Below are 15,354 nucleotides of genomic sequence, written 5' to 3' on the forward strand. Positions count from 1 at the left end.
GATTAAACTATTTAATCAAGAGAAATTATATGACATTATTTTTAAAAGTTGCTTAATAGACGAAAAGCGGAAGCCCCCGGTTAGCGCACGACAGGACTGTAGCGCTTCGACTGAGATAAAGGAAACACGAAGGCGAAGTACACTAGTCACAGGGCGCTGGAGCTGAACAATTCTCAAAGTCGAAATTACTTTTTTAAATCAAAAAGCATCCGCAATAATATGCGAATGCTTTTTGCAATATTATTATTCTGTAGATACAGATGGGTCAGCCTGCTCTTTGACAGGAGTAATTTGCACGAAGTGCTCCTCTGGGCTTGCTAGCAAGCTTTGAAGCTGTTCGGCTTCTTCCGTTTGGCCGTTCTCGGCTAACAGGGCTGTATATTTGCCTAAGAGCTCATTGATGTCCTGTTTGCCTTTTTCGGTTAAATTGACGACAGATACTTTGGCGCCTTTGGCAACCCTTCTCTGTACAGCTTCCTTGGTTAATCCAAGTTCAGGCTGCTGGCGGACATAAATAACACCGCCGGTCATACCTGCGCAAATCCATGGACCTGGGTCTCCAAGAACAAGACCGCGTCCGTTTGTCATATATTCAAACGCAAATCCTTTGATATTAGCGTTGGAACCGATATTGCCGTTTTCTTTTTCAGGTAGCGCACTTTTAAGCTGGCCGCCGATGATTAAGTCGGCACCGGAGAGACGGATTCCGGCACGGGCATCAGCGTTGCCCTGAGCAACAAGGAGACCCTTTTGGGCACCGTATCCGAAGCCTTTACCAACAGAGCCGTTGACGTAATAGCCGTTTTTGCCTTTTGATTTTAGAACATGAATGTTACCGCCAAAGGAGGTCTTTCCAACGCCGTCCTGACCGCCTCCGTTAACGGTGATTTCAATTCCTTCACTGTTGTATGCGCCTAGTCCGTTACCAGGGATGGAGCCTTCTTTGTACTTAAGCTGAACTGGAGGAAGCTGCTTGTAAGAGCCATCCAATCTGCCGCGGACACGGTGGCAGGAAACTCGGCTTCCCAATACCCGCTGTTCAGATGTTACGCTGACGAATTCTCTTGAAGAGTGAAGCTGATCCACACTCGCATCAAGATACTCAGCGCCAGCTGCCACTTGCATTTGCGCTTCGGAAACAGACTTAGAAGCTTCAACTTTAGCAAATTGGCTGATTTCTAATGGCTTTAATAGGTAAGAAAGGTTCAACTGATTTTGGCCTTTCACTTGCTCTAATAGTTCGGAACGACCGACTGCATCTTGCAGATTGCGGATTCCAAGGCTTGCTGCAAGTGCTTTTAATTCAGTACCAAATGCAGTGAATAGATTCATAATTCCTTGTACAGCTAAATCAAATTGACGCGGTACGAAGCGGCGAAGACCGTGGTCTTTTGCCTGTGCTTCCGTTTCAATCTGAGTGGCAATACCAACGTGGCAAGTGTCTAAATGACAGCCGCGGCAGGTCGTACAACCGATCGACAGCATTGCTAATGTACCAAAGCCAACACGGTTGGCACCAAGAAGCATGATTTTCATAACGTCCATTACACTCTTCATGCCGCCGTCAGCCCATAATTCCACCTTGTGGCGCAGGCCGCTTTCAAGTAATGCATTGTGAGCCGCTTTTACGCCAATTTCAACAGGCAGGCCGACGTGCTGCAGGGCGTGGATTCTGGCTGCCCCTGTACCGCCATCAAAACCGCTTAGAGTAATAATATCTGCGCCAGCTTTAGCGATACCGACTGCAATTGTTCCGATGTTTGGAACAACCGGAACCTTAACGGCAATCTTTGCCTGGTCGTTTGCTGTTTTTAGCTCCTGAATCATTTGTGCCAAGTCTTCAATCGAATAAATATCATGGTTATTGGACGGTGAAATTAAGTCAGAACCAAGTGTAGCATTACGTGCTGCCGCAACCTTGGCCGTCACCTTAGAACCGGGCAAGTGTCCGCCTTCACCAGGCTTTGCACCTTGACCGATTTTGATTTCTAATAGATTAGAAGAGTTTAAAAGTTCGGCGTTAACCCCAAATCGTCCGGAAGCAATCTGCTGGCCGCGTGTTCTTGGGTATTTGCCAAGCATATCCTTGATCTCGCCGCCTTCACCGTTCAAGCTCACCATGTTTAAGCGGTCAGCCCCTTCAGCATAAGCTCTGAAGGCAATTTCGTTTTGCGAACCGAAGGACATAGAGGAAATCAAAAACGGCAGATCATGATCACCGACACGAAGATCAACATCGTTAGGCGATACCTGATTTAGGCCTTGCTTTAATTGAACTAAATGGCGGATTGTAACCGGATTTGCTGCTTCCTGCTCGGAGATTTTATCGCGATATGCGCTGTAATCACCAGTGGAGGCCACTTCGCCAATCGCTTTCCAAATCCGTGGGAAGAGGCTGAACGTTTTTCCGACTCTTTCCTTATCATTCTGATAATCTTCTGCTCTTTTTAAAGCATCCTGTTTCATTGCTTCAAAATTATTTTCAATTTCATCGGAGCCGAAGAAGTTCACAATGTTTAATACATTGGCAATCGACTCGTGCAGACCGATACTAGAGAACAGTCGTCCATAGCCGCGCAGTTCATGGATACCAATCGTTGAAATGACTTTTTCTATACCTTTCGTTAATGCACTGTAAAGGTTCGTTAACGGCGTTGTTGATTCATTCTGAACCGTTAAGAACATGTAGTATGGGCTGATTAAATCTGCACCTAAGCCAAAAACAGTAATAATGTCATGAAGCGAACGAATCGCAGCAGAGCGAAGCAATAATGAACAATCTCTTCTTAATTCTGCTTTCACTAAAGCTTGATCAATCGATGATGTGACGAGATGCGGGTCAAGCCAATAAGAATTCTCTTGATGGGCTTTTGCATCGTCAAGGACAAGCAGCGACTTACCGGCCTGAACAGCTTGAACAGCTTGGTTTGCAAGTCTTTCAATGGCCGCATCAACCGTTTCATCCGTTTGGAAGGTAGTTGAAATATAAGCGATCAGCTTTTGCTCTTGGAAATGCTGGACAAGCTGATCAAAAGTCGGCTGTCCTAAGCTTTCTGCACATGCGAAGCCCGCTTTTCCTTCTAAGAGCAGCGGTGTTGTCAATTCAATGACTGATTCCGCTTTTTCGGCAGCTGCAAATAATGTTGGGCGCTTGCCAATAATGACACGGGTAGAGAAATGCTCTGTTTCCCGGTCGCGGTCAATCGCTGGGTTTGTGACAACTGCTACGCTTTCTTTAATATAATCGGCAATGTTGACACGCTCTGGATTTAAGGCTGCAAGCGGTGAGTCGTGGCCAAGTGAACGAATCGGCTCGACGCCTTTTTCGGCCATTTGCTCGATTAATTGAATATGCTCGCGTTCCCAGCCAAATGATTTGTATTGCCCGTTATGAATTTTATCTGGATAATTCATGGTTACGGTTTTGCCAAGTGCCGGCGGCTGCAGACGCAGTCTTGCTCCTTGGAGGTTAACCCGTTTTGAAAAACGGTTATAAACGACATTTTGGTATTGGCTTTGTTCAAAAACTTCAAGCTGGTTTCCGTTCCACTTAAAGCCAACCTTTTCACCAGGTGCTAATGGCTTCGGATCGTTCACGTATTCGCTTGAAGGAATGATTCCTGGTTCAGACGAGAATAGGTAGGAAGTTTCCGTTTCAAGCATCCACAGCGGGCGGAGTCCAAGTGCATCGACACTGAACACGGCCTCATCGCCATATCTGGAAATAATGCCGGCAGGCCCTTGGGCAAAATGTCCCCAAGCTTCACGCATATAAGTATATAAATCTTGTAAATGCTCTGGATAAGCTTTGATTTCATTAATAATCGGCGGGAATAATAAATCCATTACTTCAAATAAGGAGTAGCCATCACGACAGATTAATGTTTCCATCGTTCTGCTTAAATCCTGGGAATCACTTCCGTCTTTTACAAGTGGTACACCAATCATTCTTGCCTCATCACGAAGCTTGGAAATGGTATTGATTTCACCATTGTGACCAAGCACGCTGAAAGGCTGTACCCGGAAAAAGCTGGAGAGAGTGTTTGTAGAATAACGGTTGTGGCCAAGTGTCATGGTGGAAGCCACAAGTGGGTTTGCTAAGTCTTGGTAATAGCGCGGCAGAATGTCACCTGCGCCCATTACTTTGTAAACAACATGGTTTTGGCTGAAAGACGCTACGTGAACAAGTTCATTTTTTTCAAAATCAACCAATGCTTCGAACAGGACCTTGTTTAATTCCTGGCCGTTCTTGTTTGATAGGATGGCAAATTGCCAGAAAATCGGGTTTTCCTGAATGGCAATTGGACCTAATGCTGATGGATTGGTGACCTCAGTTGTTTCAAAGATTAGCTCCAATTCATATTTTACTAGTTTGTCTGCTAATCCTTGCTTAACCTCAGCCCAATTTGCTTTCCTGCTGATAAAAACATGACCTACAGCAAAGCCCTCTTTTTCCGTGAGTGCCGGGTCCAGGTCTGCCAGAAGCAGCTTTTCCTTCCAAAGGTCCCTTGGGATATCTGTATGGATTCCAACGCCATCTCCCTCACCGTTAATAAAGCCTGCGCGGTGGTTCATGGTCACTAGAGCGTCTATACAAGCAAAAATGTTGTTCCTTGTTGGGGTCTGTGCTTTTTCAAGGCAAGCGACTATTCCACAAGCATCGTGTTCATGTTTATGAAAATCTTTAAATTGAGATGGCGTCCATCTTTGTGTCATTTTGTCGGGCTTCTTCAGAATTCCTAAAGGAAGCCGCTTCACCTCCTGATTATTGATAACTTGAAAAATTGCAGGAAAAAGTTAAGAGAAAAAAGGAAAAATAATAAACATATAGTATCATACGAATTTTCAGAAATCAAATAATTATTCAAGAATTTGGATATCAATTTGGCATGATTCTAATCGAAAATATAGATGAAAAGCCTTACATGAAAACGTTTACAATTTGTTTTTTAAAATAAAAAGAGAGCATGTATAGCTCCCTTTCTTGCATGAAATATGCATATTTATTCTTGTTTTAGTGAAGAAAATGCATTCCTGACCGCGTGGAGAGTTGCTTCCACATCTTCCTCAGTATGGGCGATTGTGAGGAACCAAGCTTCATATTTGGATGGAGCGAGGTTGATTCCTTGATGCAGCATCAGTTTAAAGAACTTGGCAAACATCTCACCGTCCGTTTTTTCCGCCTGCTCATAATTTTCAATTTTCTCATCAGTGAAATAGACGGTTAAGGCACCCTTTAAGCGGTTGATGGTAATTTGGATATTGTGTTCCTTAGAAGCCTCAAGAATACCTTCTTCCAGCATCGCGCCAAGGCGATCTAAGTATTCATAAAGGCCCTCTTGTTTTAACACTTCTAAGCAGGCGATTCCCGATAGGATCGAGGCGGGGTTGCCGGCCATTGTTCCCGCCTGGTAGGCAGGGCCTAGAGGAGCGACTGTTTCCATGATTTCCTTCCGTCCGCCATAGGCCCCAATTGGCAGTCCGCCGCCAATGATTTTCCCCATTGCGGTAAGGTCAGGCTTGACGTTGAGGAGGTCTTGGGCCCCGCCGTACATGAACCGGAAGGCTGTAATGACTTCATCGTAGATTACTAGCGCACCAGCCGCGTGGGTAAGTTCATTTACCTGTTCTAGGAAACCAGGGTTTGGTTCGACGATTCCGAAGTTGCCGACAATCGGTTCAACGAGAACAGCGGCAATTTGATCGCCCCATTTTTCTAGTGCTTCTTTGTACGGTTCAATATCATTGAATGGGACAGTAATAACTTCTTGGGCGATCGACTTCGGTACGCCTGCTGAATCCGGAGTACCTAAGGTTGACGGTCCAGAACCGGCAGCGACAAGAACAAGGTCAGAGTGACCATGATAGCAGCCGGCAAATTTGATGATTTTGTCACGGCCTGTGTACGCACGGGCTACACGGATTGTCGTCATGACCGCTTCTGTTCCGGAGTTAACAAAGCGGACCTTGTCTAATGACGGAATAGCTTCCTTCAGCATTTTCGCGAATTTTACTTCATGCGGCGTCGAGGTTCCGTATAGGACGCCGGTTTCTGCTGCGCGCTTGATGGCTTCGGTTATATGCGGGTGGGCATGACCGGTAATGATTGGTCCGTAGGCAGCAAGGTAATCGATGTACTGGTTGCCGTCAACATCCCAAAAATAAGCGCCATGGGCGCGTTCCATCACAACCGGTGCACCGCCGCCGACTGCCTTATAGGAACGGGATGGGCTGTTAACCCCGCCGACAATATGTTCGAGAGCTTCATTATGTATTCGTTCTGAATTGGTAAAATGCACTTGGGTTTCCTCCTTTTTTATTAACATTCCTATTCTAGCATGTTTTTGGTGATTTACTATTTTGACATTTTGGGGTGGAGGAGGGGATGAAGGACATTATGGGGGGAGATGAGTGGATTTTGGTCTTCAGAGGGTTGATGAAGGACATTATGAGGCGGTGATGAGTTGGTTTTGGTCTTCGTAGAGGAGATGAAGGACATTATGGGGGAGAGATGAGTGGATTTTGGTCTTCATAGGGGAGATGAAGGACATTATGGGGGAGAGATGAGTGGATTTTGGTCTTCATAGGGGAGATGAAGGACATTATGGGGGAGAGATGAGTGGATTTTGGTCTTCATAGGGGAGATGAAGGACATTATGGGGGAGAGATGAGTTGGCTTTGGTCTTCGTAGAGGAGATGAAGGACATTATGTGGCGGAAGGAGGAAAGTTTTGTCCTTCATGAGGCAGATGAAGGACATTATGAGATGGAGGTGAGGTAGTTTTGTCCAATAGAACGCCTCTAAAGGACATTTTGCCTCAGCGGCAAGCCGGAATCGTCCAATAGAACAACTTCTAAAGGACATTTCACCCAACGCCCAGCCGAAATTGTCCAATAAGAATGCCTGCCAAAGACATTTCCCCCCGTCAAATAAAAAACTGTCTAATAATACCCAACTTGAACTCCATTTATTAAAACAACAAGCCACTCCCAGCCTTAATCCTCCTCCAAAATATTAAATGCACAAAAGTTGTACCTCCGCTCCCAATTGGCTAAACTAAAACATTAGGGTAAGCCACATGCCACATCAGGAGGTGCCGTATAAATGAAGAACGCCATAGAAGTAAACAACTTACGAAAAGAATTCAAAGCTTATTCCAGCCGTTCCGGTTTAGCGGGCGCATTTCGCGACCTTTTTACACGAAATTATAAAATAGCACGCGCCGTCAACGATATCAGTTTTAACGTCAAGCAAGGGGAAATGGTCGGCTATATCGGCGAAAACGGGGCCGGTAAATCAACAACCATCAAAATGTTAACAGGTATTTTAACCCCATCCGGGGGGCAAATCAAAGTGAACGGCATGAATCCCCATAAGGAGCGGGAAAAATTTGTCCAAACCATTGGTGTTGTGTTTGGCCAGCGTTCCCAACTATGGTGGGACATCGCCGTCCAGGAATCATTCCGGCTCCTAAAAAAGGTATATAAGGTAACGGATGAACAATATGACGACCATATGAACCATGTCATCAAAACACTCGATATCGAGCCGCTTCTTGACAAACCAGTAAGAAAGCTATCGCTCGGTCAAAGAATGCGCTGCGAGCTGGCCGCCGCACTCATCCACAATCCACCGCTTCTTTTTCTGGATGAACCGACAATCGGCCTCGATGTCCTAGTAAAATTAAAAATCCGTGAATTTTTAAAAGAAGTCAATGAAAAATACAATACAACCATTCTCTTAACAACGCACGATCTCTCTGACATCGAGGCATTATGCGAACGCGTCATTATGCTTGATGAAGGAAATATCATCTATGATGGGGCTTTGAAAAATTTAAAAGACACATTAGGGGATGGCAAAGAGCTGCAATTCCAGTTCCTTGAAAAAGTCGATCTACCAGCCGTGAAAAAACTCACAGCCGCCCTCCCTGTCAAATGGGAGCACGATGAAAAGGAGCAAATCTTTACCGCCAACATGCAAAACAACGACGAACTTATCTCACAGCTGATTGCCAAAATTGTCGCCGCTTTTAAAATAAAGGACATTAAAATAAACGAAACATCCACGGAAGAAATCATCCGCAATATTTATGAAAAGGGTGCGGTGGAAGTTGGATAAATATTTAGAAATGATTCGCATCCGTTTTTTAATGATGCTCGCCTACCGAACAAATTATTATACGGGCATCCTCATCTACGGCATTAACATCGGCGCCTATTATTTTCTGTGGACAGCGATCTACAGTGGTAAGGAGGAAATCCAGGGTCTATCCATTACACAAATGACAACCTATGTGGCGATTTCCTGGATGGCACGGGCCTTTTATTTCAACAACCTGGACCGGGAAATGGCGATGGAAATCATGGAAGGGAAGGTGGCCGTTGAGCTGATCCGTCCCTACAACTACCTCGGCATGAAAACCATGCAGGGACTGGGGGAAGGGATTTTCCGGTTATTTTTCTTCTCGCTACCGGGACTAATTATTGTCTATTTCGTATTTCCAATCCAAATCACATTAAAGCCAAGCGTATGGGGATTATTCGCCATCTCCATCCTATTAAGCTTTTTCATCAACACCCAGTTAAATCTATTAACCGGAATTACGACTTTCTTCTTATATAATAATACAGGCCTTATCCGCGCAAAGCGGGTCGTCATTGACCTGTTTTCCGGGCTGCTCTTGCCGATGAGCTTTTTCCCGGGCTGGGCGCAGGGAATTATGAAATTCCTGCCGTTTCAAGGAATCAGCTATATACCAAGCATGATCTATACAGAGGGATTCACGCACCAGCAGGCCATTCAAGCCATTGGCCAGCAATTTATTTGGGTTATCATCCTCCTCATTCCCATCCAAATTCTTTGGGTTATTGCGAAAAAACAGCTGGTCATACAAGGAGGGTAAATGGTGTTTTACGTAACAATGTTTTTTCAATACATGTCACAATATATAAAAACAAGATTGCAATATCGGTCTGACCTCATTGTTGAGTTTTTCTCAGACCTGATGTCCCAGGCCATCAATCTCGTCTTTATCCTGGTCGTATTTGGCCACACCCAGCTGCTTGGAGGCTGGAGCCGTGATGAAATTATTTTTATATATGGATTTTTCTTAGTTCCTTACGCGGTCTTTTCAGCCTTCTTTAATATCTGGGATTTCAACGAGCGTTATATTGTAAGGGGAGAGCTTGACCGCATTCTAACTAGGCCGATTCATAGTCTTTTTCAGATCATTCTGGAGCGGCTGGAACTGGAAGCTTTATTAGGGGCGGTCACCGGCTTGGCGGTTATGTTTTATGCAGGAACCCGGTTAAACCTGCAGCTGGATTGGTTTGACCCGATTCTATTTATCATTTTCGTCATCGGCGGCGCGCTTGTTTACGGCGGCATCTTTGTGATGCTGGCCTGTGTCAGCTTTTGGGCGGATGCGAAAACCTCGCTCATGCCGATGATGTACAATATCAGCAACTACGGCCGCTATCCGGTCAATATCTATAATACGGTGATCCGGTTCGTTCTCACTTGGATTTTGCCGTTTGCTTTCGTCGGCGTCTATCCCGCGGCCTTTTTTCTTGAAAAAAAAGAATGGTATATCTATTCGTTTTTAACACCTGTAATCGGCATCATCTTTTTTGCCCTCTCTGTATTCCTCTGGAATCAGGGTGTCAAAAAATACCGCGGTGCAGGCAATTAATAATTAATTAAAACCGCGCTACATTCGGCACGGTTTTTTGATATTTTATTGGCCAAGTCCACATACAATGAACTAACCTGTACAAATATTAGAGGTGGTCTTGTGATTTATTTCTTGCTGCCGATCGTGATTTTTTGCATCTTCATGAGTATTCGCACTTTATTTATACCCAATACGATCAAGGGCAAATTGGTGTCCTTTGACAATTTCTTTTATTTAGGAACATGCTATTTAACTGTCATCTTCGGATTTGGGCTGATTTATTTAATTTTTGAATTGGCGGGAATGAAAGTCTTGGCGGAAATAACCGACAGCCAAAACCGGAACATTTTTGAATCAAGCTTTTATTTTAGCGCAATGATGCTGTTCTCGGTCGGTAATGGAGATGTGATACCTCAAGGACTCGGAAGGCTGGTTGCGGTCATTGAAGCATTAATTGGCTATACGCTACCGGCAGCCTTCGTAGCGAAGGTCATGTTTGATCGGGAAAAATAAATCCCGAGGTGCACGAAAGTTGTATTGTTCCATCATATTGGTTAGGCTATAAATAGGAATATTTTTCAAAGTGGAGTGAATAAAATGATAGTAGAAATTGGTAAACAAGCACCAGACTTTACACTAGAAGCACAAAATGGCGAGAAGGTTACTTTGTCAGAGTTAAAAGGAAAATATGTTGTGCTTTATTTTTATCCAAAGGATATGACGCCTGGATGCACGACGGAAGCGTGTGATTTCCGTGATCAACATGAGCAGTTTGCCGACTTGAATGCCGTTATTTTAGGCGTCAGCCCAGATCCGGTAGACCGCCATCAAAAATTCGTTGAGAAATACGGTCTGCCGTTCCTGCTCCTTGCCGATACAGATCATCAAGTGGCGGAGGATTACGGTGTTTGGAAGCTAAAGAAAAACTTTGGGAAAGAGTACATGGGCATTGAACGGTCGACTTTTATCATTGATAAAGAGGGTAATATTGCGAAGGAATGGAGAAAAGTTCAGGTGAAAGGGCATGTCGAAGAAGCCTTAACCTATATCAGGGAAAACCAATAATAGACTGCCTATTTTCACGAGAAAAGGCTTTTGTCCAATGCAAAAGTACTTCATGTGAATATCATTTTATTAGGGCATACCTCCTCAGATAAAACTTTTTGGGTCCATCCGGACCCCTTTTTTATGCCTTCTTTCTTTTCTAATAAATGACCCAGGTGATATGATGAAGTAAAGATTTAATAAACATGTGGAGCTGAAATTTACCAATAGGGGGTATTGAAAAATGAAAATCTATACAAAAACAGGAGATAAAGGAACAACTTCTCTAATTTACGGGCAAAGGGTGGCAAAGAACGACCTTCGCGTCGAGGCCTACGGAACCTGTGATGAAACGAATTCCATGATTGGACTGGCATTAAGTTATTTAACTAAGGAAAATTTTCAAGGGAAAGAAATAATTGAAAAAGTATTTCATAAAATACAAACAAACCTATTTCATGTCGGTGCCGAGCTCGCGACTCCGAAAGGGAAGGAAGTAAAGTGGTCATTAGCTTTAGTGGATATCGAAGAACTGGAAAAACAAATTGACGTATGGGACTCAAGCCTGCCGGCGTTGACGAATTTCATTTTACCTGGGGGACATCCTGCAGGTGCAGCCTTTCATGTGGCCCGGACCATTGCAAGAAGGGCGGAAAGATGTGCCGTCGGTTTAGGGGAGGATGTCAATCCGTTTGTGCTAGCGTATTTAAACCGTCTTTCCGACTTGTTGTTTGTCACGGCGAGATTTGTCAACCACCAGTTAGGAGCTTCTGAACAAACATTACATAGCTGATGAACTTCGGTGTTTGCAGTATTACAATATTGACAAAAGTACAAATTACCTAGTAAACTAATTATAACAATTACAATGTAATAATATCTTTTAGAAAAGAGGTGCATGGCGATGAATCAATTAAAAGAAGCGTTGGATACCTTAAAGGATACAGGGGTGCGTATTACTCCGCAACGTCATGCGATACTTGAATATTTAATAAGCTCGATGTCACATCCTACTGCAGATGAAATCTATAAAGCGTTAGAGGGCAAATTCCCGAATATGAGTGTGGCGACGGTTTACAATAATTTACGAGTATTTCGTGAAGTAGGCCTTGTAAAGGAATTGACCTATGGAGATGCATCCAGCCGCTTTGATTTTGTTACCTCGCATCACTATCATGTGATCTGTGAGGAATGCGGGAAAATTGTTGATTTCCACTATCCTGGCTTGGATGAAGTGGAGCATTTGGCAACACATGTCACTGGTTTTAAAGTGGCGAATCACCGCATGGAAATTTACGGCACTTGTCCTGATTGCTCTGCAAAAGAAGTTCATTAATGTAAAGCCGATTCTAATTGGAGTCGGCTATTTGTTTATAAAAAAGGGGATGACCGATTGCTGGTCATCCCTTTATTTCATTTTATTTTTATTATAAGTTTCGTCAAATTCCTTGCCTTCAAGGGCTTTATCCATAGTCAAAGGTTCGCGGCAGTGCATGCACATATCTACCCTGCCAAGCATTTTAGTCGGTTTGCTGCAGCTGGGACATATGACAGAAATGGTTTTGGTTGATAGCATGCCAATCCAGAAATAAACAACCGTGCTGGCGATAATAAAAAGCAGACCAAAAATCATAAAGATGGTCATAATAAGTGGTGAAGTGCGAAAATAAATACCACCATACATAACGATAAAACCTACAAAGATTAACGACAATGCGAACGTTCTAATTTTATTTATTTTACTCGAGTATTTTGCCATGATTCTCCCTCCTAGACAAACTATACCACAATTCTCTATCGAGAAAAAAGGATACACAGAAGAATGTCGAATTTTGTCTTAAATTTTAGAAGGATATTTCTTATTCCTGTCGAACATATATTGCTAGCTAGAAAAATGGAGGTATTGAGAATGGAAGACATTCTTCGGCCCATTTATCAAGAAAGGGCAAGCCAATTAAATACGCTGGGGATTTTATTGGTAGAAAAGAAACAACGGTCAAGTCAAACAACCGATTCGTTTGATGCGATTCTTTTAATGATTGTGAAAGAAGCAGATCAGCATGTATATACAAAACATTATTCGTATGATGACAAAAAAGCTGCCATGCATATTATCACCGAGTTACAGCTGCAAGAATGGATCTTATTAGGCAGCAACCGAAAGATTTTTGAATGGCTTCATCATTCCAAAATTTTATTTGACCGTAATGAGTATGTAGCCAATCTAAAAAAGGAACTAGAAGAATTTCCGTTTCATGGCCGAAAAATAAAAATGGGATTGGAGTTTGCGAAGTTAATCCGCCGCTATGTGGATGGGAAAGCGCTGTTTGAAAATAAACAGTATTTAGATGCCTATAATTATGTCGTTCACTCCCTGCATCATTTGGCGAGATTAGCGATTATTGAAAATGGCCTTCATCCTGAACTGACCGTTTGGCAGCAAGTGAAACAAATTGAACCGGAAATTTATAAATTATATGTTGAGTTAGTTGTAAGTGAGGAAACATTGGAACAAAGGCTCGAGCTTTTATTCCTTGCCAGTGAATTCTTGATTCATTCGAGAACTAACATCGGTTCCTCACACTTAATAGACGTTTTAAGTAAAAAAGAACATTGGATGTTTAGCGAAATCATGAGTGAACCGGAATTGATGCCGTATTCCGTTGATATGTCAGTCCTGCTTGAATACTTAATTGAAAAACATTTATTAGAAATCGTTAATGTTGAGACAAAGGGACAGGGTGTTTTTCATCGCTGTTACCGCGTTAGCCAAAAACTATCGTAAAAAAACAAAAAAAGCTATTGACCTTTTCGTGAATACTTGATATATTAATAACCGTCGCTGCGAAACATTTTCAAAAAGTTTTACGCAGTGGACGGTTTTAAAAAAGGTGTTGACACAAATAAACACCATGTGTTATATTGATAAAGTCGCTTTTGAGCGACGCGCAAGATGGTTCTTTGAAAACTAAACAAACAAAAACGTCAACAAACAATAATATTCGTTTCATTTGAAACGAAGCCAACGTAACATTTTTGAGCTAATCAACTCAACTTTATTGGAGAGTTTGATCCTGGCTCAGGACGAACGCTGGCGGCGTGCCTAATACATGCAAGTCGAGCGAATCACTGGGAGCTTGCTCCCGGTGGTTAGCGGCGGACGGGTGAGTAACACGTGGGCAACCTGCCTGTAAGACTGGGATAACTTCGGGAAACCGGAGCTAATACCGGATAACTTCTTCCCTCGCATGAGGGAAGGTTGAAAGTCGGTTTCGGCTGACACTTACAGATGGGCCCGCGGCGCATTAGCTAGTTGGTGAGGTAACGGCTCACCAAGGCGACGATGCGTAGCCGACCTGAGAGGGTGATCGGCCACACTGGGACTGAGACACGGCCCAGACTCCTACGGGAGGCAGCAGTAGGGAATCTTCCACAATGGACGAAAGTCTGATGGAGCAACGCCGCGTGAGCGATGAAGGCCTTCGGGTCGTAAAGCTCTGTTGTCAGGGAAGAACAAGTATCGGAGTAACTGCCGGTACCTTGACGGTACCTGACCAGAAAGCCACGGCTAACTACGTGCCAGCAGCCGCGGTAATACGTAGGTGGCAAGCGTTGTCCGGAATTATTGGGCGTAAAGCGCGCGCAGGCGGTCCTTTAAGTCTGATGTGAAAGCCCACGGCTCAACCGTGGAGGGTCATTGGAAACTGGGGGACTTGAGTGCAGAAGAGGAAAGCGGAATTCCACGTGTAGCGGTGAAATGCGTAGAGATGTGGAGGAACACCAGTGGCGAAGGCGGCTTTCTGGTCTGTAACTGACGCTGAGGCGCGAAAGCGTGGGGAGCAAACAGGATTAGATACCCTGGTAGTCCACGCCGTAAACGATGAGTGCTAAGTGTTAGAGGGTTTCCGCCCTTTAGTGCTGCAGCTAACGCATTAAGCACTCCGCCTGGGGAGTACGGCCGCAAGGCTGAAACTCAAAGGAATTGACGGGGGCCCGCACAAGCGGTGGAGCATGTGGTTTAATTCGAAGCAACGCGAAGAACCTTACCAGGTCTTGACATCCTCTGACACTCCTAGAGATAGGAATTTCCCCTTCGGGGGACAGAGTGACAGGTGGTGCATGGTTGTCGTCAGCTCGTGTCGTGAGATGTTGGGTTAAGTCCCGCAACGAGCGCAACCCTTGATCTTAGTTGCCAGCATTCAGTTGGGCACTCTAAGGTGACTGCCGGTGACAAACCGGAGGAAGGTGGGGATGACGTCAAATCATCATGCCCCTTATGACCTGGGCTACACACGTGCTACAATGGATGGTACAAAGGGCAGCGAAGCCGCGAGGTGGAGCCAATCCCATAAAACCATTCTCAGTTCGGATTGCAGGCTGCAACTCGCCTGCATGAAGCCGGAATCGCTAGTAATCGCGGATCAGCATGCCGCGGTGAATACGTTCCCGGGCCTTGTACACACCGCCCGTCACACCACGAGAGTTTGTAACACCCGAAGTCGGTGGGGTAACCGTAAGGAGCCAGCCGCCTAAGGTGGGACAGATGATTGGGGTGAAGTCGTAACAAGGTAGCCGTATCGGAAGGTGCGGCTGGATCACCTCCTTTCTAAGGATATAAGCTGGACATATGAGCC

The 15,354-nt window shown here is 44.4% G+C and carries 11 protein-coding genes and 1 rRNA gene; 9 read left to right on the forward strand and 3 right to left on the reverse strand.

The window, feature by feature from the left end:
- Positions 1-243 precede the first annotated feature (243 nt).
- Both QNN06_RS07710 and QNN06_RS07715 read right to left on the reverse strand, forming a co-directional pair.
- Positions 244-4,716 (reverse strand): glutamate synthase-related protein, encoded by a 4,473-nt coding sequence (locus QNN06_RS07710; RefSeq protein ID WP_284037351.1) that lies wholly within the window; start codon positions 4,714-4,716, stop codon positions 244-246.
- Positions 4,717-5,003: 287 nt separating this feature from the next.
- A complete protein-coding gene (locus QNN06_RS07715; protein WP_284037352.1) occupies positions 5,004-6,299 on the reverse strand; it encodes a glutamate-1-semialdehyde 2,1-aminomutase in 1,296 nt (431 codons plus the stop codon).
- Between the two features lie 805 nt (positions 6,300-7,104).
- Between QNN06_RS07715 and QNN06_RS07720 the strand changes: the two genes are divergently transcribed.
- From QNN06_RS07720 to perR, 7 genes are all read left to right on the forward strand, one after another.
- Positions 7,105-8,121, forward strand: coding sequence for an ABC transporter ATP-binding protein (locus QNN06_RS07720; protein ID WP_213118019.1), 1,017 nt, complete (start codon positions 7,105-7,107; stop codon positions 8,119-8,121).
- Positions 8,114-8,905 (forward strand): ABC transporter permease, encoded by a 792-nt coding sequence (locus tag QNN06_RS07725; protein WP_213118018.1) that lies wholly within the window; start codon positions 8,114-8,116, stop codon positions 8,903-8,905. The genes QNN06_RS07720 and QNN06_RS07725 overlap by 8 nt, the downstream gene beginning before the upstream one ends.
- Before the next feature lie 3 nt (positions 8,906-8,908).
- Positions 8,909-9,694 (forward strand): ABC transporter permease, encoded by a 786-nt coding sequence (locus QNN06_RS07730; protein ID WP_213118017.1) that lies wholly within the window; start codon positions 8,909-8,911, stop codon positions 9,692-9,694.
- A 102-nt stretch (positions 9,695-9,796) separates the two neighbouring features.
- Positions 9,797-10,189 carry an ion channel gene (locus tag QNN06_RS07735; protein WP_284037353.1) on the forward strand — a complete coding sequence of 131 codons (393 nt, stop codon included), beginning with the start codon at positions 9,797-9,799 and terminating at the stop codon, positions 10,187-10,189.
- A gap of 84 nt (positions 10,190-10,273) precedes the next feature.
- Complete coding sequence (gene bcp / locus QNN06_RS07740) at positions 10,274-10,741, forward strand: thioredoxin-dependent thiol peroxidase (RefSeq protein ID WP_213118016.1); 468 nt, start codon at positions 10,274-10,276, stop codon at positions 10,739-10,741.
- Between the two features lie 223 nt (positions 10,742-10,964).
- Complete coding sequence (locus QNN06_RS07745; protein WP_213118015.1) at positions 10,965-11,513, forward strand: cob(I)yrinic acid a,c-diamide adenosyltransferase; 549 nt, start codon at positions 10,965-10,967, stop codon at positions 11,511-11,513.
- A 105-nt stretch (positions 11,514-11,618) separates the two neighbouring features.
- Entirely contained in the window at positions 11,619-12,056 is a 438-nt protein-coding gene (gene perR / locus QNN06_RS07750) for a Fur family transcriptional regulator (RefSeq protein ID WP_213118014.1), read from the forward strand.
- A 72-nt stretch (positions 12,057-12,128) separates the two neighbouring features.
- Here perR and QNN06_RS07755 read toward each other — a convergent pair whose 3' ends face one another.
- Entirely contained in the window at positions 12,129-12,479 is a 351-nt protein-coding gene (locus QNN06_RS07755; RefSeq protein WP_284037354.1) for a YgzB family protein, read from the reverse strand.
- Between the two features lie 150 nt (positions 12,480-12,629).
- Between QNN06_RS07755 and QNN06_RS07760 the strand changes: the two genes are divergently transcribed.
- Entirely contained in the window at positions 12,630-13,505 is an 876-nt protein-coding gene (locus tag QNN06_RS07760) for a nucleotidyltransferase-like protein (protein WP_213118012.1), read from the forward strand.
- Positions 13,506-13,776: 271 nt separating this feature from the next.
- Positions 13,777-15,326: ribosomal RNA gene (locus QNN06_RS07765) — 16S ribosomal RNA — on the forward strand.
- The last annotated feature ends 28 nt before the right edge of the window (positions 15,327-15,354 follow it).

The sequence above is a fragment of the Neobacillus sp. 114 genome (assembly GCF_030127045.1).
GTDB lineage: Bacteria > Bacillota > Bacilli > Bacillales > Cytobacillaceae > Neobacillus > Neobacillus rhizophilus.

Coding starts and splice junctions, on each gene's coding strand:
- bcp (WP_213118016.1), top strand. CDS start 10,274: ATGATAGTAGAAATTGGTAAACAAGCACCAGACTTTACACTAGAAGCA.
- perR (WP_213118014.1), top strand. CDS start 11,619: ATGGCGATGAATCAATTAAAAGAAGCGTTGGATACCTTAAAGGATACA.
- QNN06_RS07720 (WP_213118019.1), top strand. CDS start 7,105: ATGAAGAACGCCATAGAAGTAAACAACTTACGAAAAGAATTCAAAGCT.
- QNN06_RS07760 (WP_213118012.1), top strand. CDS start 12,630: ATGGAAGACATTCTTCGGCCCATTTATCAAGAAAGGGCAAGCCAATTA.
- QNN06_RS07745 (WP_213118015.1), top strand. CDS start 10,965: ATGAAAATCTATACAAAAACAGGAGATAAAGGAACAACTTCTCTAATT.
- QNN06_RS07755 (WP_284037354.1), bottom strand. CDS start 12,479: ATGGCAAAATACTCGAGTAAAATAAATAAAATTAGAACGTTCGCATTG.
- QNN06_RS07710 (WP_284037351.1), bottom strand. CDS start 4,716: ATGACACAAAGATGGACGCCATCTCAATTTAAAGATTTTCATAAACAT.